Source organism: Pradoshia sp., assembly GCF_051873915.1.
In the GTDB taxonomy this organism is placed as follows: Bacteria; Bacillota; Bacilli; order Bacillales; family Pradoshiaceae; genus Pradoshia.
Map to the genome: position 1 here is coordinate 1 of NZ_JBJEFJ010000010.1, position 20,271 is coordinate 20,271.

Consider the following 20,271-nt stretch of genomic DNA (forward strand, 5'->3'; position numbering starts at 1 on the left):
ATTTTGCACGCTAATTGACAGGGAATCTCACATAGAATTTTTTTCAGCAAAAGAATAACGGCTCCAAGCATGGGAACCGTTTTAAAAATGAATGTGTCATTCTCCTTCACATGCTTACCCGACCATCATAAGCAATTGCTTATACCTGTGTAACCCTTGTGTTCTTCTCATATTCCTTATGAAGCTGAGCAGCGATAATGTTCTTCTGAATTTCAGAGGTTCCTTCATAAATTTTCGTGATGCGGGCGTCACGGTAATAGCGTTCAATCGGGAATTCCTTGATATACCCAATACCCCCATGGATTTGAACGGCTTTGTCAGCAATACGGTTATAGATTTCTGATCCGAGGAGCTTTGCCATGGCCGCTTCCTTAATCACATTCATCCCTTGGTCAACCATCCAGGCAACCCTGTATGTCATGGATCGGAGCGTTTCCGTATCAAGAGCAATTTCAGCGAGATAATGCTGAATGATTTGCTGCTCGAAAATCGGCTTTGCGAACTGTTCGCGCTCATGTGCATATTTAGTGGAAAGCTCAAGCAGCTTTTGGCAGGAGCCAAGATTTCGGGCGGCAAGCCCCGCTCGTCCGTTAGCCAAAATTTTCAGCGCATTTATGTAGCCAAGCCCCTCTGTTCCAAGCACGTTATCATCGGGGACCTCACAATCCTCAAAGAAAATTTCAGACGAATGCGAACCGCGCAGTCCCATCTTCTCTTCTGTTTTGCCGACGACAAACCCAGGAAAATCCTTTTCAATGATAAAGGATGTAATCCCTTTTGCGCCTTTGTCCCGGTCTGTGACAGCCATAACTGTGAACACATCTGCAATTGGGCCGTTTGTGATGTAATGCTTAGAGCCGTTTAAGATATACTTATCCCCTTTTTTGACCGCGGTGGTTTTTAAGGCCGCTGCATTTGAACCTGCGCTAGGCTCTGTCAGGGCAAAGGCACCGATTCGGTCTCCTTTCGCCATGTCCGGCAAATACTGCTTCTTCTGCTGCTCAGTTCCCATTTCAACAATCCCCACTGAACCGATGCCTGTATGGGCCCCAATCACGGTTGTATAGCCATTCGAGGTACGCCCTATTTCTTCATAGAGGGCACATTTACCGACCATATCTATCCCAATGCCCCCGTATTCTTCAGGGATGCTGAGTCCGAATAGACCCAGCTCCTTGCTCATGCTCATGATCTTCTCTGGTATCTCGTCATCCTGTTCAATTTGCTGGGCGAGTGGATCTACCGTATGGTCAATAAAATCCCTTATGGACTTCTTCATTTCAATCAGTTCATCGCTTAGAGAAAAATTCATGTATATCTCCCTTTCTTGGGTATTGTATAAATTTGATATTCTTCAACCATTCTTCTAAAAATGTACCACTATCTGAAATATCTTCTCATTTACGTCAAACGCCTATTGATTACCTGAAACTGTCCGACTGTGTATCCTAACGAAGTCAACTTCCTCCATGAGTGAATTTGCTAAGGCATTCTTTTGTGTGTGCTCCTAGAGCAGGAGGTTCCGTATCACGAGTTGATTCTGACAAGCCAGTAAATTGATTGGCCATATAACGATAGGAGCCATTGTCACTGATCAGGTTCCATTCCTTTAATCCATCCGCATAGGCAAGATCATCCGATTCAAGGACAGGCGCCATGCAGCAATCCACCTTAAGGGCAAATTGAGACCATTCCTTTAGCGTTTTCTCTTTAATGGCCGCGGAGATTTCTTCATAGACTGGATCTCCAGGTAAGGCCTTTGAGAATTGCTTGCTCTTCCATTCTTCGCGGCCCAGGGCATCACAAAAGTTATGCCAGAATTTCTGCTCAAGTGCTCCAAGTGAGATATAGCGATGGTCAGCTGTTTCGTACAGGGTATAACAAACAAACACGCTGTTTAACTTCTCCACCCCATGTTTTTCACCGGTCAAACTTTCAATTAGAACATGATTAGACATAAGCGGAAGCAGTGATTTCGTTATAGCCAGGTCAATATAGGAGCCAGCCCCGGTCTGCATTTTCTTCACTAAAGCAGCTAATATCGCTTCACTTGCACTGATTCCCCCTATAAAATCAGCTAGTGTATTGCTAGGAAGATGAGGCTTGCCGTTTTCGTCCTTCATTTGAGCGAGCATACCGCTTAAGGCCATATAGTTGATATCATGGCCTCCAAGATGACTGAGGGGGCCGGTTTGGCCATACCCAGTCAAAGAGCAGTAAATAATTTCTGGATTCACCTGCTTGATTTCGTCATATCCGATACCGATTCGTGATGCCACACCAGGTCTGAATCCTTCAATAAGTATATCTGCCTCTCGTGCTAGCTCGAGCGCTGATTCCCGGTCAGATGAATCCTTCAAGTTTAAGACAACACTTTTCTTTTTCCGATTTTGGGCAAGAAATACCGGGCTTTGTTCATTTTCATCCAAGGAGAAACGAGCCGGGTCACCAAATGGAGCCTCTATCTTGATCACTTCCGCTCCCATGTCCGCCAGCCGGTGCGTGGCATGCGGGCCGGGTAAATATTGCGTGAAATCCAATATACGAATTCCCTGTAGCATAGTAATCAACTGCCTTTCAGATTTTTTACTGGTTATCATTCACAATAGCTGAATACAGTATTTTGTATATAGGCTTTCCACATAATCTCTTAGACTTTCATTCAGGAGACTATTTGATTCAGCTGCCATTGTAGATCCTCCTTGAAGGCCGGATGAACAATCGCAAGCAGTTCTGTACATCTTTCTTTAACTGTTTTCCCGAATAGACTAGCAATCCCATATTCTGTCACAACAAAATCAATCTCTGATTTGACTGATGTAATAGATGAGGCAGTAAGCTTGATTCTTGATTCCGTTCCTCCCCTGGCAGTTGAAGGCAGCGCAATAATAGAACGACCGCCCTTCGAAAGACGGGAACCTATGATGAAATCCATTTGCCCGCCGACTCCTCCGACAGGATATTTTCCGACCTGCTCAGCATTGACATTGCCTAAAAGATCTACCTCCAGTGCTGAGTTGATGGAGCAAAACTGACTGATTTGGGCAATGACAGCCGGATTATGAGTGTACTCTACCCCTTTAAGCTGAATGGCTTCATTATGATGAGCAAAATCATATAATCTCTTCGTTCCCGTCAAGGTTGTGCAAATGGTTTCGTTTTGGTCTATTTCTTTATAGGCATTTGTCACAACACCTGATTCGATAAGGTCCACAACCTTGTCTGTAATGGAGCCGGAGTGGATGCCAAGATGGTTCTTGCCTTCTAAAGAGCTGAGAATACGATCTGCAAGGCGTCCTACTCCTACCTGGATAGTGGCCTGATTGGGGATTAATTCAGCTACATATTTCCCTATGATGATTTCTTCTTTTCTCCCCTCTGCTGATTGAACTTCAAGCATTGGCCGATTAGATAAAACAAAATAGTCGATTTCGCAAACATTAACGGTGCCATCCCCATTTGTAATAGGCAGCATCTCATTCACTTGTGCGATAACGACCTTCGCATGTTTAATGAGGGAATGGATAATATCTACTGAAATGCCTAAATGACAGCTGCCATGCTCATCAGGCGGTGTCACTTGAATAAGCGCAGCATCAACAGGATTTTCTTCGAGCCATATTGGAATCTGAGATAAATTTACAGGCAGGTATTCACAGAAGTTATGAGAATGGGCTTTTTGAAGCTTTGCTGAATGCAGAAAGCTATGAATGATAAAATGAGACTGACATTCCGGCTCTGCATAAAGACAGGGACTGCCGATATTGAGTGTATAAAGAACGGTTTCTTCGAATCGGTCCTTTTGGCGGACCAATTCTTCCACTAGTGTTTGAGGTTCATTGCAAAAGGGAGCAAGAAAGACTCTATCATGTGATTGGATAACAGAAATAGCTTCGTCAGCCCTAAGCTGCCGCCTCGTATATTCACTAAGCCAATTTGAGAGAGTCATCCCCTTACACCTGCATGTTTTCTATGATGGTCGTTATACCGAGGCCTCCGCCGATACATAGAGTCACCATGCCGTATTTTTCTCCTCTTCGCTCCATTTCGTGAAGAAGCTTCGTCATAAGTACCCCTCCAGTTCCGCCTAATGGATGGCCAAGTGCAATAGCGCCGCCATTTACGTTTACCTTCTCGATATCAAGGGAAAGCTCCTTGATTACCGCAAGAGATTGTGCCGCAAATGCTTCATTTAGTTCAATTAAGCCGATTTCCTCAAGCTTAAGGTCCGCTTGCTTCAACGCCTTTCTTGTCGAGGGAGCAGGACCAATTCCCATGATCTCAGGAGAGACGCCGGCAGTCGCCTGGGCGATTATTCGGGCTTTTGGCTTCAGCTCATAGTTCAAGCTGGCTTCCTCAGACATCATCAAGATGACACCTGCTCCGTCATTTCTTCCGCTTGAGTTACCGGCAGTTACGGTTCCATTCTCTTTAAAAACAGCTTTTAAAGAGGATAGTTTCTCTAGTGTTGTTTCACGAGGATGCTCATCCACCTTGAACTCGACAATTCCGGTTTTTGTCTTCAGCTCATAAGGAACTATTTGCTCTTCAAATAATCCGCTCACAATGGCCTTCTTGGCATTTTCCTGACTCCTTAGGGCAAATTCATCTTGTTCTGTCCTTGATATTTGATAATGCTCAGCCAAGTTTTCAGCAGTCATTCCCATTGTAAGAGGACCATATGTTTCCATCGGCTGTGCTCTTGGCTGGCTTTCCGTATTTGGGTCAAGGAGCAGCCCATTTCCTGCCCCATAGCCATAGCGGGCATTACGTAAATAAAACGGTGCCGTACTCATACTCTCCGCACCGCCAGCAATAATGACATCCGCAAACTCGCACATGATTTGCTGATGGGCATTGTTCATTGACTGGAGCCCGGAGCCGCATTGACGATGAACTGTGTAGCCTGATACTTCTATTGGCAGGCCTGCTCTTAATAGGGCAAGCCTCGCGAGATTAGGAGAATCCGTGCTTTGCTTTGCCTGTCCAAGGATGACCTCATCGACCGTATTAGCATCAATCCCTGTTCGAGCGACAATCTCATTGATGACCTTCGCGGCTAAATAATCTACTTCTACATCCTTTAACGCACCGCCCATTCGACCGACAGCCGTTCGGACAGAATCAATAATGACAGGATTTTTCAAATTATTTCCTCCTTCAGCTGGGTGCTCGACAACCCTTTTGCAAATTGAGCCGCTTCTCGGAGTTTTAGCGGATTAATGCCTGTTGCACAGCCCATTTCCTCCACCATGTGCACAATTCTCTCACTGGCTATATTGCCGGTAGCACCTGGAGAATATGGACAGCCTCCAAGCCCGCCTGCCGAGCTGTCAAACTTCGTAATTCCTGCTTGCATGGAAGCGATTACATTCGCAAGCGCCATTTTGTTCGTATCGTGGAAATGGGCCACAAATGTCTGGTCAGGATATTGATCTGTTAATCTGGCAAAGCGTTCATAGACAAACTTTGGATCAGCCTGACCGTTTGTATCCCCGATGTCGACCTCATCAACACCTAAATCAACGAACCGGCTGCAAACTCGGTCAACCTCTTCAAAGGAAACATAGCCTTGGAATGGACACTTAAAAGCCATCGAAATATAAGCCCTGACAAATTTCCCCTCCTGTTTGGCTCCCTTGATCAGCCTTTCTGCCTCTTTGAGCGATTCGTCTGTTGTCCGGTTTACATTTCGTTTATTGAATTCATTGCTTGCTCCGATAAAGACAGCAACTTGAGGAACATCCATAGCAAGAGCTCTCTCCAAAGCTATCATATTTGGAGTTAGTGCAATATACGTCAGACCAAGCTCATTGCAGTAGGCGGCTATTTCCTCGGAATCAGCCATTTGCGGCACCCATTTTGGATGGACAAAGGAAGCCGTCTCTATTCGTTTAAAGCCTGATTCAGCTAATCGATTAATCAATTCTTTCTTCTCGTCAGTCGTGATGGGATTTGGTTCATTCTGCAGGCCGTCTCTCGGACCAACCTCAATAATCTCGACATCTTTTGGAAAAATCATTGTATTTCCTCCCGTTTAATAAGATCTTGGCATGCCTAGTACATGTTCGGATACATAGGACAAAATGAGGTTTGTAGATATCGGAGCAACCTGATAAAGTCTTGTTTCCCTGAATTTCCGTTCAATATCATATTCCTCCGTGAATCCAAAACCTCCATGTGTCTGCATGGCTACATTGGCTGCTTCCCATGAGGCATCAGCCGCAAGCAATTTCGCCATATTCGCCTCAGCACCGCATGATTCACCTCGGTCGAATAATTCCGCTGCCTTTATTCTCATAAGGTCAGCCGCTTCTATTTGAATATGAGATTTGGCAATAGGAAATTGAATACCTTGGTTTTGTCCAATAGGCCGATTAAAGACTATTCTTTGCTTTGAGTAATCAGCCGCTCGGTCAATAAACCATCTTCCATCTCCGATACACTCAGCCGCAATCAAGATTCTTTCCGCATTCATGCCATCAAGAATATAGCGAAAGCCTCTTCCTTCTTCACCGATTAAGTTCTCTGCCGGAACCTCCATGTCTTCCATGAAGAGCTCTGTCGTTGCATGATTCATCATGGTACGGATTGGTTTGATGGTCAGACCATTACCTATTGCTTCTTTTAAATCTACTAATAAGACGGATAGACCATCCGTTTTCTTTTTGACTTGCTCCAATGGTGTTGTGCGGACCAAGAGAATCATCAGATCAGAATGCTCTGCGCGCGAAATAAATACCTTCTGTCCATTGACGATATATTTATCTCCGACTCTTTCAGCAAAGGTTCGAAGCTTTGTCGTGTCCGTGCCTGTGTTAGGCTCCGTTACCCCAAAGGCCTGCAGCCGAAGGGTACCATCGGCAATCTTAGGGAGGTATTGACGCTTTTGTGCTAAACTTCCATGACGAAGCAGTGTTCCCATCGTATACATTTGTGCATGGCAGGCACCTGCGTTTCCACCAGAGCGGTTAATCTCCTCAAGAATAATGGAAGCCTCCATAATTCCGAGTCCTGAGCCGCCGTACTCCTCTGGAATAAGAGCTGCGAGGAAGCCATTCTTCGTAATATCATCCACAAATTCTTCAGGGTAGGCTAATTCAGCGTCTAATTTCCGCCAATACTCATCTGGGTATTTAGCGCATATGCTGCGCACACTTTGACGTAGTTCGTCATGAAATTTGGCCTGTTCCTTATGCTCTGATGCATTCATCCTCATTCCTCCACCCTTAACCGGAAATTTGGTTTTCTCTTCTCAAAAAAGGCATTCCTTCCTTCGCTAAAGTCATCTGAATGAAAACAGATTCCTTGGGCCAATCCTTCCTCCTCTAATGTGTGTTCAAGATCAGCAAGAATGCTCCTATTGATAAGCTTTTTTGTTAACCCGATGGAATGGGCTGGCCCGTCAGCAAGTCTTCGCGCGAGCTTTTGTGCTTCCTCCATCAACATTTCATCATTAACCACCCGGTTAATCAGACCTAGCCTATGAGCTTCATCCGCTGTAATTCTCTCGCCAGTCATCATCAGTTCCATGGCCTTATGTCTGCCAATCAACCTCGGCAGAAAATAGATTGACCCTAAATCTGGGATAAGACCTACCTTGACAAAGCTTTGAATATAGACAGCACTGCTGCAAGAAAGAATCATGTCACAGGCAAGAGCCATACTGACGCCCGCTCCCGCTGCAGCCCCATTGACTGCTGCAATAATCGGTTTCTCCAGCTGAATCATTGATTGAATCATGGCATGGCCGCTTTGGAGCCTCTTCCTGCCCTTGAATGGATCCAGTCCCTCCATTTGACTTAAATCTCCCCCTGCCGAAAAGGCTGGACCATTGCCAGTGAGAATGATGCAGCGGATTGATTCATCCTCACCTGCTTTCGTGAAAAAATCCCTTAATTCATAACGGGTCTCAAGACCAAGAGCATTCCTCACTTCAGGCCGGTTCAGCCTGACGGTACACACGCCACCCGACGTGTCTATCGTTATCGTTTCATACCCCATGAAATTCGTTCCGCCTTTCTTCATTACTCGCCGATAAATTGCGGCTGCCTTTTCTCCACAAATGCCCTGACACCCTCAAGACGATCCTTTGTATTTACACAGCGGTTGTAAAAATCAATTTCAACCTCACGTGCCTCTTTTTCATTCATGCTGTAAAGTTCATCAATGGAGGCTTTGCAATATTGAACGGCAAGCGGAGCATTCAAAGCGATTTTCTCAGCAAAGGCAACGGATTCCTCTTTCATTTTTTCTCTTGTCGTAAGGAGATTGATTAATCCGCATGCTTCAGCTTCTCGTGCAGGGACTTTTTTTCCGGTCAAAATCCATTCCTTCGCCTTATGGATCGGAATTCTTCTCGATAGAAGTCTTGTTCCTCCACCGCCCGGCATGATTCCCCTTGTGACCTCCGGCAGGCCAAAAACAGCATGCTTTGTAGCAATAATAAAATCACAGTTAAGGACAATTTCAAAGCCTCCCGCAAGTGCGTAGCCGTCAACAACGGCGATGACAGGCTGCTTCATATCCTGTATTTGATGAAACATAGCCTCAAACAGCTCATGCTGTTCCTTCCACTCCTCCTCACTCATCCCATTCCGTTCCTTTAGGTCAGCACCGGAACAGAAGGCCCCTTCAGTTGATGAGCGGATGAGGACCACTCTTGCCTCGCTATGATGAATCGTTTGGCAAAGTTCAAGAATTTCTTTCGCCATATCTGTCGTAAAGGCATTTCGCGCTTTCGGGCGGTCAAGAATGATTTCCGCAATGTCCTGATTGGTTCCTAATCGGTTATAATGGACATGATTCAACGACTATTCCTCCCTTATGATTGTTGGATAGATGGGTGGCTCCCTATGACATTCTCGCGCTGCAGCTCCCTTATTTCCTCCTCTGTATATCCTAAGCTGGTCAAGTATTCAGCCGTATGTTCTCCGAGGATAGGTGCATGGGCATACAGTTTGCCAGGTGTTTCAGAGAATTTAATCGGAAAACCAATCTGTTTGGTCACACCCGCAATAGGATGATCTTGCTCTGTCAGCATTTCTCTTGCTTGGATATGCGGGTCGGAGAAGGCCTCCCTCATGTCATTAACCGGTCCAATACATGTATCCTCCATAGATAACAGATCCATCCATTGCTCCTTCGTTCTTTCTAGGAATAAAGCAGTCAAATCCTCTTTTAATTGTGTTTGAACGTGCTCATCCCCTTCGTGAAGCGGCTTCCAGTCTGGCCTTTCTACCAGCTCGCAGAAGCGATCCCAAAACTTCTTTTCCGATGCGCCTACTGATAGGTATTGACCGTCCTTCGTCTCATAGAGCTGATAGTAGGCAAATTGGCCATCAAGCCGGTTTTTGCCTCTTTCCGGAACATCATCCGTGACAAAATAATCGGAGGCTGCTGCATACAGCCAGGTGACAGCCCCGTCTGCCATGGATATATCAATGTATTGCCCCTTGCCTGTTTTTTCTTTATGTAATAAAGCCATCAGAATGCCGGATAAGGCCATGAGCGACCCGCCTCCGATATCAGCTATTTGAACGCCAGGTATCACAGGCTTTCCATCCTTCTCACCATTAAGAGAGAGGATTCCGGTGTATCCTGCATAATTGATGTCATGGCCTGGGAGTAAACGATAAGGGCCTGTTTGTCCATAACCTGTCAAGGAACAATACACAATTCCTGGATTAATCTTTGCGATTTCTTCATAGCCGATTCCGAGTCTGTCCATGACACCCGGCCTGAAGCCCTCAATAATGACGTCAGCTTCTCCTGCCATTTTGTTGAATATAGCAATTCCAGCTTCTGTTTTCAGATTCAGCTCCACACTTCGTTTATTGCGGTTGACTGTCAAGTGTCTAGCCCCAATGCCATTGACAGCTGGTTTTCTGGAGCGTATGTAATCTCCTCTTCCAGGCTCTTCGATTTTGATGACTTCTGCTCCGTAATCAGCAAGCATGAGCGTACAATAAGGACCTGGAAGAAGTCTCGTTAAATCTAATACCTTAATACCGGTTAGAGCTCCCATTTTGCCGTCTCCTTTTCATTCATCTCCCTTTAGCTTCCGGCTGATTTCCATTGCCGCTTCCTTGATCAATAATCCCTTTCCCTCTAAATCTGCCTTATCGTGCCGAGAGGTAAAGCCAATCAGTTCAATCGACATTTCAACCTTATCTCCATGTGTCAAGAGTGGCGCCGCTATCCCGCATAACCCTTTTACATACTCCCCGTATGTGATGTGGTATCCGCGTTTTTTTAGCGTATCTAACTCCTTTTCCATTGCTTCGATTTCTGTCTCGGTATAGGTTTTAAGCCCCGTACCTGCATGCAGAATGTCTTTCCTCTTTTCCTTATCCAGATAGGCTAAAAGGCAAAGTCCGAAAGATCCGTCAGAAATCGAAAAGTGCCGGCCGACTGAAACCGTAACACCGAAATCGCTTGCCTCAGCCTTGCTGACGATGGCAAGCTTTCGGTCGTTAATCTTATTGACGAGGATTGCGGTCATCTGTGTGTCCTTTGCCAGTCTTTCAAGATAAGGCTGAATGATAAGGAGGTAATCAAGATGTTCTTTTGCACGCTCACCCAAAACAACGAGATACGGCCCAAGCGTATAGCGCTTTTTATCCTCCATGTAACGCACAACAGCCATCTCCTCCATGACACGGAGCAATCGATAACAGGTCGCTGGGTTCAAATGTAGGGCATTTGATATTTCTGTAATGGTTGATTCCTTGAAGCGGTTTCGGCTAAGCAGGCGGAGAATGGAAAAAGCATTTTCAAGGGCGGGAACATTATATTTTTGTTTTTCCTTTGCTTGATTCAAATGAGTACACCTCAAATTGAAAATATTGGTAATACCAAAATTTTATAGGCGAAAAAACTTTTCGTCAATAAAATTTCCCATTATTTAGATAATTAGTGCATTCCTCATAGAAAATGGCCTAGATTATGATAATCTCAAAAGCTTAAAGGTTCCAATCGTTTTAGCTTTTAGCGCTCCATCCTCATCCTCTAGAAAACCTTCAGCCGTAACGATGCTTTTCCCTGAATGGATGATTGCTGCTCTAGCTATGATATTCTCTCCTGCTTGAACCGCAGCTAGATAATGGATGGACATATTGACGGTGACTAACGGCGTCCCGCTCACAGACCTGATTGTAGCTCCCATAACCGAATCAAGCAGGCTGAACAATACCCCGCCATGTACAGCTTGATTGACATTAAGATGCTGGTTTTGCACCTGCAGCGTGCAGCGCACATTTCCCTCTTCAAAAATATCTGTATGAATATTCAAGTGCTTATTGAAGGCACTATTCTCAAAAATTCTTCTGACATCATCCAATGATTCCATTCATGCGGCCTCCTTCTATGAAACTATACATTCATTTTTTTACCGTAAATTCTGCCACAAGCTTGACCTCTCCTTGGTCATTCACCGCTTCTGCTGTACAAGTAAAATAATCGGCATTCTCTTGAAGGATTTGTCCATTAACGGTTATTCTTTCACCAGGTCGAGTCATGGCTTTAAAACGTGCTTTATAGGACCTGAGGTCATCAACAGAAACCCATTGGCCAATCGCCTGACCGACAAACCCCATGATCAGCATGCCGTGGGCGATCACTCCGCCAAGTCCTGCCTCCTCTGCAAAGGGAACAACCGTATGAATAGGGTTAAAGTCACCTGAGGCTCCTGCATAGCGAACAAGCTGTGTATGGGTTACCGGTTCCTTGATTAATGATTCAAATATGGTTTCCTTGTTCATCCTTTTCTCTCCTTTTGCCTCTCGATTACGGTCGAACGACTGATCAGGATAAGTTCATCATGTTGATTCCGATATTCCTTTTTCAATACGACAAAGTTCATGGAGGATTTCTCATAGACATCCTCAACAATGGTTGAAACCGTAATCTGGTCACCAGGATGAATGGTCCCTGTATACTCATATGCCTGTTCCCCGTGAAGCACCCGCTTCACATCCAAATTTAAAAGGTCAGCTGTAGAAGACCCGCCTCCCCAGAAGTCAATGACCGTTGGAAATGTCGGAAGAATCTTCGTCCCATTTAAATATTCCTTCCGCTCATCCCCAATAGCGATGGCAAATTCGCGAATTTTTCCTTTTTCCACCTCAAATGTATACGTTTCAAGCTTAAGTCCCTTTTTCTCGAGTAATTGTGCATCCATTTTGATTCACTCCTATCGAAATTCATTCATTTACGAATCAAGGAAATTCTCCTAAGAGGCTTCTTCCTTGTATTTAATACATGCAAGATTTATGCCAATCAAATAGATAGACATTCTTCGACGCCTTATGCCCTCGGATTGTTTGAAATACGGACATTTGTATAGATGGATGCGATAGAATAATGGATTGTTTCCTCCGCCTAAAACATTTTTGACGAAATCAAAAAAAAGAATCCATTGTCATCAATGGATTCTAAGTAAACTCAAGAAAATTCCGGTTTTCTTTTTTCTACGAGTGCTTGAACACCTTCTTCATAATCTTTGAGCTCCGTAATGATGCCCATGGCAGATGAAATCATATCAAGAGAAGTCTTTAAGTCAAGCTGTCTGCTTTGATAAACTGCCCGTTTCATGAACCGCATCGTTTCCTTAGGGCCATTTTTCAATCTTTCTACATAATGATCCGTAAAGGATTGTAGTTCTGAATCATCGATGACATAGGTCAGTAGACCGAGCTGATATGCTTCCTCTGCGGTCAGTACTTGTCCGTTCCATAATAAGTCCAGTGCTTTATCTGTCCCAATCAGCCGCGGCAAAAACCATGCTGCCCCATCTCCAGGTACTATTCCTGCCTTCACATAGCTTTCCGCGATTTTTGTGCTTTTTGCGGCGATTCGGATATCACAGGCGAGTGCCATATCAAAACCTGCACCAAAGGCAGCCCCATGCAGCATAGCAATCACAGGGATATCAATTTCTTGGAGCAGGAGTGGAATGCGCTGGACATTCTTCCATAAGGAATTCTTTCTAGCGAGAGCGGTTGACGAATAATCATTCGATCCATCATGATTCAAAAATCCATCCCCTCTAGCCATTGCTTTAATGTCTCCTCCAGAGCAAAAGGCACGGCCATTCCCTGAAATCACCAAAACATGTATCTCATCCGAATCACGTACTTCCTCTAAAGCCTTGATCCAAGAATGAATCATATCCTCACTAAAGGCATTCATTTGCTCAGGTCGATTCAAAGTGATACGGGCGATATTATTCGTAACGGTAAATTGTAAATCGTTCATGTTCTTCCCCTTTCCCTTCCCTTTGCTTGGTTAAATAATTCCATAAACCGTTCGCTCCCCAATTTCGCAAGTGATGAGCGAATGTATTCGACCAGTCTGCTTCTGTACCAAATTCATCCCGATATGACCACAGTCGCCTTGTAGAGTAATGAAGGCTGTGCTCATGCGTAAAGCCGATAGCCGCCAGGATTTGGTGGGCAATTTTTGCAAATTGGCCAGCGCCCTCATTCAAGCGTATCTTGGCTAAGGCGATTTCAGGAGCAAAACGGGTGTCATGTACGCTGGAAACGGCATTTTGCAAGGCGGTCTTGGCGGCGGCAAGCTCTCCGGCAAGGGAAGCGATATGATGCTGTATGGCTTGCTGGCGGGAAAGCGGCCGGCCAAATTGATAGCGTGTTTCCACATGCTCAATCACTAACTCCATGATTCTCTCCATCGCTCCTGTCATTTGCGCTACCCTTGCTGCTGCTCCAAGAAAAGCAGCCCTCTCATAAACGGCATTTGGAATGGACATATGCTCTAATTGATGGAGCGCGAGCTGATTGATATGAAGGGTATCCCTTGGTTCTCCCGCAAGATTTGCCGTTTTCTCAATCATCGTTAAGCTGACAGGAATCTTTAGTAATTCGATTTCTTGTTCAACTTTTAGAAAGGCAATCACATATTCTGCATGTCTTCCATATGGAACGGATGGAATCTTACCGGAAACGCAGATTCCGTCAAAGGTTAATCCATTTTTCGCAGGCTCAAACAAGCAGGATAAACTCTTAACCGCATCATTCGCCTCCATGCCCAGCTCAGCCAGCACCCAATTACTGATCAGTGTTTCAGCCAACGGAATCGGAGCCGAATATTTACCGGCAAGCTGAATCAGCCTAAAGCCATCAGTGCAATCTCCTCCATGACCTCCTTGTTCCTCACGAACACCCATTAACAGGAGACCGGATTCCTGCAAGCCTTTCCAAAGGTCAGCAGGAAAATGGCCTTTCTCTGCATCGTCTATGATTTCTTTTTCTGTATGCTTAGACAATATCTTTTCTGCACTCTGCAGAATAATGGCTTGCATATCACTCATGCCTTCAGCACCCCCTTCGCAATGATTCCCCGCAGGATTTCAGTCGTTCCGCCCCTTAGCGTAAATCCTGGGGATTGCAGGATAGATTCAGCCATCAGCCTGCTCAGGCGGTTTGTGGAATGAACAGACGGGATAACCGACGTATAGTCCCTGGCAAATTCCGCTATTTCCTGTTCAAACTGAGTACCCATATCCTTAACGAGTGATGCGGTGAGATTAGAGGGGACATCCTTCTCCAATTGGACAGCAATTCCGAGAGATAAATTTCTTAGGCTCCATAGCCTTGCCGCGAGCCTGCTTACGGCCATCAGCCCATGATGATCTCCGCTCTCAAGCAGGGAATTGATTAATTCATTGAGCAAAGGGAAGGTGCTGAGAAAGCGTTCTGGCCCGCTTCTTTCATAGGCGAGCTCTGCCATTCCTTGTGCCCAGCCATCCCCTTCCTTGCCAATCAATCGCTCGTCGGGAATGAATACATCCTCGAAAAACACTTCATTAAAATGATGCTCCCCTGTCATGAGAATAATGGGACGGATGGTAACTCCCTTTGCGGATAAGTCGACAATCAATTGACTCATGCCTGCATGCCTGTCATTAGGGTCTTGGTCAGCGGTGCGGCAAAGGGTAATCATATAATGCGAGAAATGTGCCCCGCTCGTCCATATCTTACTCCCGTTTAAAAGCCAGCCGCCATCTGTTTTACGGGCCCTGGTTTGAATGGCTGCAAGGTCAGAGCCTGCATTCGGCTCACTCAAGCCGATGCAAAAGAAGCTTTCACCACTTGCGATCCTCGGAAGGAAGAATTGCTTCTGCTCCTCTGTCCCAAACTTCAAAAGAAGCGGTCCTGATTGCCTGTCTGCAATCCAATGTCCGGCAACCGGTGCTCCGAAAGCCAGCAATTCCTCCATAACAATATAACGCTCCAAGGAAGTCCGCTCATGTCCCCCATATTGTCTCGGCCATGTCATGCCAATCCAGCCCTTTTTCCCTAACCTTTTGGAAAAATCGGCTGAAAACCCGCTGAGCCAGCAGTCGCATTTGGATTTAATTCGTCCCTCCCTTTGTTCAGCTTCCAAAAATACCCGCACCTCTCGGCGAAGCTCGTTTGCCTCATTAGGCAAAACAACGACAGGCACATCTAATGCTTTCATGTTCCTTCACCAGCCTTTCTCATATTCTCGTTTCCAGAGCATCCTTTAACTGTGATGACTTTACAGGATGCTGTGTATCCGGCTTAGCAAACAACAAGAATAACACGCCTCCTATTAACGCTAAGCCAAAGGCCTCGAGCGGTATGTATTATCCAAATAAACGAGTAGGAGCATATATATAGCCTCCTAAGCCTCTCCAGAACGCCACATCCCATCTGCTTACCCGGCCTTTCCTCTCTATGAAGCTATCCGCTTTTTTACTATGCAATTTGCATGCCAATCCCCATAGGTATAAGGAAAGGAATTTGGAATAAATTAAGGGGAATAGGCACTTTTTGTTCATGAAAGGAGGCCGTTTCTGATTTTTCTACATACCAAAAAAATACCGAAAAAATATAAGAAGCTTCAAAAGGATTTAAAGGAACGTCTTCATACGACAATTCCGCCTCTCCCTCTCTCACTCTCAGCAAAAGAAGAAAAGCTGGTTGAGGATATTCAAGCGGAAACGAAACGGCATAATCGGAATAATATCAGTCGCACCACAGCCTACCTCGACTATTATCGAAGAAATCCTGAGATTCATTGGTCCCTTTTAGCCCATATGGTTTCTCGAAATACTGGCTGGAATATGACTGATTTAAGGGGCTCATTTCTTCCGCGAATAATGAGCAGCCAAGAATGTGATGATTTCTATGCCTTATTAGAAAGGGGGAACTGGATTATCTTCGAGGATGCATACCCTCAGTTACTGCTATATGAGAAAGGAAAACAGCATCGAAAAAATTATTTCCATCTGCTTCCTGCCTTTCATGTATCTGTCTTCATGCAGGTGCTTTGGCCTTTCTTTCTTGATGGAAATGATTCAGAATTGATTACTCTGGCATTAGTCGTGAATGAACAAAACCATTTGGAGCAAACCGTTATGAAGAATGGGTCATTCAAGAAAACGGTCTTTGACAAAATTGAATTCATGCTGCAGGATCTCCTGTCCATGAATCAAATAATCTTCCCCTTAGTAATAGAAGGTGAACGCATAAAACTGCGGGGTAAAACGATTCATCAGTTTGAAGAGCTTCATCAGCGAATTCAAATTGGCCGCGATTTGTATGCCCTTTTATTCCACGAAAAAACGCTGAACAGGACCATTCACTGGGCTTGCCAAACTCCCCATACTGGCTCACGAATGGATTTTTGGTCTCATTTGTTCAATCTTGTTAATGAGGAGGTTCCTGGTAGGAAGCGAATGCACAGCCGATTCAAAAATGGTTCACTTAAGGAAGGGGAGGCTCGGATATATAGCCCCATATGGCAAAATGTCTGGAAGGATACGCCTCATTCTTCACCAGCACAACGGGATTGGTTCCAAGATACAGATGTCCTTTCCTACCTGGAAAAACCGAAGATTAATGTAGAGGGCGACATTGGGAAAGAGTATTGCCGTACACTTGAGAAGCTTGAATACGCCGTTATGGCTAAAAGTGTATCCACTCTTTTTTAAAATTAAGATTCAAAAAATTTAATTATTCAAATATTTGATATTTTTACACAAAAATAGGAAAATAGAAGAGCACCAAAAAGATTTTGAGCAAACGGGGGGGAATTTATGCACGCACAACAAACAAATTGGCAGCCTGAAGCACCTGTCTCGAAGAAATCGGTCATTGGGCCAGGGTTAATCGTTGCTGCCACAGGGGTAGGAGCCGGTGATCTAGTCGCTGCTCTTGTTGCCGGGACGAATTATGGTCTCGTCTTCTTATGGGCGATTATCATTGGCTCCATATTAAAGTTCGCGTTAAATGAAGGGGTTGGCCGCTGGCATGTGACAAGCGGCAAAACAATCTTAGAAGGCTGGCACATGATGGGGAAATGGGCCACCGGATACTTCGGCGTCTATTCAATCATTTGGGGATTCGTCTATGGAGCAGCAGGAACAGCGTCTTGCGCGCTTGCAATGTCGGCACTCTTCCCGCAATTATCATTGACTCAATGGGCCATCATCCATGGTATTGCCGCTTTCTTGCTTGTCTGGTCAGGCAAATATAAGATCTTTGAATCTGCGATGAACGTATTAATCGGGATTATGTTCGTCACAGTCGTCGGCTGTGCAATCATTATCATTCCTCAGCTGGGAGGCGTTATAGGGACAGCGGTTCCTGCGTTGCCAGAAGGCTCGCTTCTTTATGCACTTGGTCTTATCGGAGGAGTAGGCGGATCACTTACCATGGCTTCCTACGGATACTGGCTTCAGGAAAAGAAATGGACCACGCCATCATTTATCCGAGTCATCCGTGCGGATTCAGCTGTAGCTTATATCGCAACCGCCATCTTTACGCTATCCTTATTAATTATGGGCGCAGGTTTATTATATGGAACGGATGTTAATATTGCCGGTGAAACCGGATTAGTAGATTTCGCTGGAATTATCGGAAATGAGCTGCATCCTGTTGTGAAATATTTATTCTTAATAGGTTTCTGGTCTGCTTCCTTCACATCTGTATTGGGTGTATGGAATGGAGTTCCTTATCTATTCTCCGATTTCATTCGTACCATCACCCATAGTAAGATTAGTAAGGATGAATTAAGCCATACAAAATCTTATCGTTTCTTTGTTCTTTGGCTCACATTCCCGCCTATGCTTCTCCATTTCCTTGGGAAGCCGGTTGGATTAATCATCGCCTACGGAGCACTTGGAGCGATCTTCATGCCGTTTTTGGCTATCACATTGATCTACCTTCTTAACAAAAAAGAGTATGTCGGTACAGTCGACCGTTCCCAAAAGCTTTCCAATGTTGTTTTATCGGTCAGTATCCTTCTCTTCCTCGTTCTCGCTGTAAATGAGTTAATCAATATTTTCTTTTGAGTAAACGTTTACACGACATCTGCTTAACTCTTTTAGAGTTAAGCAGATTTTTTTATTTTTGCTCGTAAAAACCAAAGAAAACCCTGTGTATCAGGGTCTTCTAAAAGTTAAATGGATTATTGTCGATCACCTGTTGGATTTCCTTATCCTCGAGATGTGTATAGATTTGGGTCGTGGATATATTGGAGTGGCCAAGAATTTGCTGCAGGCTGCGAATGTCCGCCCCGCTCTTATACATGATAGTCGCAGAGGTATGCCGCAGTTTATGGGGAGTCAGCTTATCCTTTCGCAGACCAGACTGCTCATTGATTTTCTTCACGATCCTTGCCACCTGCTGACGTGTTAATTTCGTTCCCTTTTGAGAGAGGAATAAATAATCCAATGTCTCTGCCTTCTGAACCTTGATTCGCTCATTCTTCAGATAATCCGAAAGTGAATCTCGGCATGCCTTATTCAAGTATACCGTCCGTTCCTTATCCCCTTTACCTGTAATCCGGAGCGCTTTGCCTTGAATAGAATTCATTTTCAGACTGCACAGCTCTGAAACCCGTAATCCTAAGTTCAAAAAGAACATCATCATGCAGTAGTTACGGTAATAATGATGATTACGCTCAATTCCTCCAAGGAAGCATTTTGCCTCCTCTAGATTCATATAAATCGGATTTCGCTTACTCAGCTTCGGACTTTCTAGCTCTTCTGCGATATTATCCGAAATCAGTCTTCTCTTCCCCTTCAAATACTTAAAAAATGACTTCAGCGTCGCCACCTTCCTAGCCCGTGCTGACGCGCTATTATCTCGAACAGACTCACAATACTCGATAAACAGATAAATATCCTCCAATGATATCTCTCGAATTGTTTCAATCGTAAGGTCATGAATGGACACTTCACTTATCTGTTCAACCTCTAGGCCTTCATATGTAACTTTCAAAAACTTGAAAAAGAGCATTAAATCGTACTCATACTCTTTTCTAGTCCTCATCGACTTCCCTTTTATCGTGGTCAAATAAATAAGGAAATCTCTCACAATCTTAGGCTGTTGTCCCTGCAATGCCCCCACCTCTCTCTATATGCCCCATATTATAGCATAAAAATGTTCCCAAATTCATATTTGGGAACATTTTAAGTGATGCAGCTTCTTTATAACCTAGAATATGGATAAAATCCTCCTTTAATGATAGAAGCCATCTCAGAATCTTTTTTCAAATCGATTTAATGTTTATTATTGGCTTTGATAATTCTGTACAAAAGACACCTTTTCACTAAAATATGGATGTTGCTGAGAGGCTCTCAGACGAAATTAACTTTCGCTAGACGAATGTATGTCCGATTAGATTCATTTCAGCTTACCCTTCTTTTTATTGATTGAATGGAATCTTTCTTTAAAAGATATCTTTGAATTTTCCCGCTTGCCGTTTTCGGTAATTCCTCCACAAAGTCAATTTCTATAGGATATTGATGCTTCGATAAGCGGCTCTTCACATAGTCAATTAATTCATGGGCCAGCTCCTCTGTTTCTTGATATACAGGGATTAATACACCAAAAGCCTTAACCACTTTTCCTTTATGGGCATCCGGCTTTCCAATTACGGGTGCTTCTGACACCGCTTCATGTTCAAGCAAACTGCTTTCCACCTCGAAAGGTCCAATTCTGTAACCCGCACTCGAAATAATATCATCCAATCTTCCTTGGAACCAATAGTAACCATCCTTATCAATGGCAGCTAAGTCACCTGTTTTAAACCATTTACCGATTTTTTCCTTCGTCTTTTCAGGTTGGTTCCAATAACCTACGAAGAAGAAAGGGAAAGAATGAGCATTCACAGAGATTTCACCCACTTGTCCTCTTTCCACTCTATTCCCCTCGCTGTCGAGTAAGGCAATATCAAAACCTGAAGAGGGCTTACCCATAGAACCCGGTTTAATGT

The 20,271-nt window shown here is 44.5% G+C and carries 21 protein-coding genes; 2 read left to right on the top strand and 19 right to left on the bottom strand.

The features are described from left to right. Positions 1–139 precede the first annotated feature (139 nt). From ACI35L_RS00695 to ACI35L_RS00775, 17 genes are all read right to left on the bottom strand, one after another. Entirely contained in the window at positions 140–1,312 is a 1,173-nt protein-coding gene (locus tag ACI35L_RS00695) for an acyl-CoA dehydrogenase family protein (protein ID WP_439802008.1), read from the bottom strand. Positions 1,313–1,457: 145 nt separating this feature from the next. Further along, positions 1,458–2,561, bottom strand: coding sequence for a CaiB/BaiF CoA transferase family protein (locus ACI35L_RS00700; RefSeq protein ID WP_439802009.1), 1,104 nt, complete (start codon positions 2,559–2,561; stop codon positions 1,458–1,460). A 101-nt stretch (positions 2,562–2,662) separates the two neighbouring features. Beyond that, entirely contained in the window at positions 2,663–3,949 is a 1,287-nt protein-coding gene (locus ACI35L_RS00705) for an acetyl-CoA hydrolase/transferase family protein (RefSeq protein ID WP_439802010.1), read from the bottom strand. Positions 3,950–3,953: 4 nt separating this feature from the next. Then, positions 3,954–5,147: a thiolase family protein gene (locus ACI35L_RS00710; RefSeq protein ID WP_439802011.1), complete on the bottom strand. Its 1,194-nt coding sequence runs from the start codon at positions 5,145–5,147 to the stop codon at positions 3,954–3,956. After that, positions 5,144–6,022 carry a hydroxymethylglutaryl-CoA lyase gene (locus ACI35L_RS00715; RefSeq protein ID WP_049670900.1) on the bottom strand — a complete coding sequence of 293 codons (879 nt, stop codon included), beginning with the start codon at positions 6,020–6,022 and terminating at the stop codon, positions 5,144–5,146. Before ACI35L_RS00715 ends, ACI35L_RS00710 begins: the two co-directional genes overlap by 4 nt. 15 nt (positions 6,023–6,037) lie before the next feature. After that, entirely contained in the window at positions 6,038–7,213 is a 1,176-nt protein-coding gene (locus tag ACI35L_RS00720; protein ID WP_439802012.1) for an acyl-CoA dehydrogenase family protein, read from the bottom strand. Positions 7,214–7,215: 2 nt separating this feature from the next. Continuing rightward, positions 7,216–8,004 (bottom strand): enoyl-CoA hydratase/isomerase family protein, encoded by a 789-nt coding sequence (locus ACI35L_RS00725; RefSeq protein ID WP_439802013.1) that lies wholly within the window; start codon positions 8,002–8,004, stop codon positions 7,216–7,218. A gap of 23 nt (positions 8,005–8,027) precedes the next feature. Beyond that, on the bottom strand, positions 8,028–8,810 hold the full coding sequence (locus ACI35L_RS00730) for an enoyl-CoA hydratase/isomerase family protein (RefSeq protein ID WP_439802014.1): 783 nt from the start codon (positions 8,808–8,810) through the stop codon (positions 8,028–8,030). A 14-nt stretch (positions 8,811–8,824) separates the two neighbouring features. Then, the gene (locus ACI35L_RS00735; RefSeq protein WP_439802015.1) at positions 8,825–10,027 is read right to left on the bottom strand and encodes a CaiB/BaiF CoA transferase family protein; all 1,203 of its coding nucleotides are present in this window, start codon (positions 10,025–10,027) and stop codon (positions 8,825–8,827) included. A gap of 15 nt (positions 10,028–10,042) precedes the next feature. Then, on the bottom strand, positions 10,043–10,822 hold the full coding sequence (locus ACI35L_RS00740) for an IclR family transcriptional regulator (protein WP_439802016.1): 780 nt from the start codon (positions 10,820–10,822) through the stop codon (positions 10,043–10,045). 123 nt (positions 10,823–10,945) lie between these two features. Then, complete coding sequence (locus ACI35L_RS00745) at positions 10,946–11,350, bottom strand: PaaI family thioesterase (protein ID WP_439802017.1); 405 nt, start codon at positions 11,348–11,350, stop codon at positions 10,946–10,948. 31 nt (positions 11,351–11,381) lie between these two features. Continuing rightward, positions 11,382–11,762, bottom strand: a complete 381-nt coding sequence (locus ACI35L_RS00750; RefSeq protein WP_439802018.1) for a MaoC/PaaZ C-terminal domain-containing protein — start codon at positions 11,760–11,762, stop codon at positions 11,382–11,384. Then, the gene (locus ACI35L_RS00755) at positions 11,759–12,181 is read right to left on the bottom strand and encodes an FAS1-like dehydratase domain-containing protein (RefSeq protein WP_439802019.1); all 423 of its coding nucleotides are present in this window, start codon (positions 12,179–12,181) and stop codon (positions 11,759–11,761) included. Before ACI35L_RS00755 ends, ACI35L_RS00750 begins: the two co-directional genes overlap by 4 nt. Before the next feature lie 263 nt (positions 12,182–12,444). Beyond that, positions 12,445–13,257 (bottom strand): enoyl-CoA hydratase/isomerase family protein, encoded by an 813-nt coding sequence (locus tag ACI35L_RS00760; RefSeq protein ID WP_049670892.1) that lies wholly within the window; start codon positions 13,255–13,257, stop codon positions 12,445–12,447. Then, the gene (locus ACI35L_RS00765; protein ID WP_439802020.1) at positions 13,226–14,332 is read right to left on the bottom strand and encodes an acyl-CoA dehydrogenase family protein; all 1,107 of its coding nucleotides are present in this window, start codon (positions 14,330–14,332) and stop codon (positions 13,226–13,228) included. The genes ACI35L_RS00760 and ACI35L_RS00765 overlap by 32 nt, the downstream gene beginning before the upstream one ends. Next, complete coding sequence (locus tag ACI35L_RS00770) at positions 14,329–15,483, bottom strand: acyl-CoA dehydrogenase family protein (RefSeq protein WP_439802021.1); 1,155 nt, start codon at positions 15,481–15,483, stop codon at positions 14,329–14,331. The genes ACI35L_RS00765 and ACI35L_RS00770 overlap by 4 nt, the downstream gene beginning before the upstream one ends. 260 nt (positions 15,484–15,743) lie before the next feature. After that, positions 15,744–15,923 carry a hypothetical protein gene (locus ACI35L_RS00775; protein WP_439802022.1) on the bottom strand — a complete coding sequence of 60 codons (180 nt, stop codon included), beginning with the start codon at positions 15,921–15,923 and terminating at the stop codon, positions 15,744–15,746. 53 nt (positions 15,924–15,976) lie between these two features. Here ACI35L_RS00775 and ACI35L_RS00780 point away from each other — a divergent pair, with 53 nt between their 5' ends. Further along, positions 15,977–16,981 (top strand): DUF2515 family protein, encoded by a 1,005-nt coding sequence (locus tag ACI35L_RS00780; protein WP_439802050.1) that lies wholly within the window; start codon positions 15,977–15,979, stop codon positions 16,979–16,981. A 105-nt stretch (positions 16,982–17,086) separates the two neighbouring features. Continuing rightward, entirely contained in the window at positions 17,087–18,343 is a 1,257-nt protein-coding gene (locus ACI35L_RS00785; protein WP_439802023.1) for an Nramp family divalent metal transporter, read from the top strand. A gap of 100 nt (positions 18,344–18,443) precedes the next feature. On the opposite strand, the gene ACI35L_RS00790 is transcribed toward ACI35L_RS00785, so the two are convergent. Together ACI35L_RS00790 and ACI35L_RS00795 are read right to left on the bottom strand one after the other, a co-directional pair. Further along, positions 18,444–19,325 carry a tyrosine recombinase XerC gene (locus tag ACI35L_RS00790; protein ID WP_439802024.1) on the bottom strand — a complete coding sequence of 294 codons (882 nt, stop codon included), beginning with the start codon at positions 19,323–19,325 and terminating at the stop codon, positions 18,444–18,446. Between the two features lie 359 nt (positions 19,326–19,684). After that, on the bottom strand, positions 19,685–20,271 hold a 587-nt coding region (locus ACI35L_RS00795), incomplete at its 5' end, for an AMP-binding enzyme (protein ID WP_439802025.1).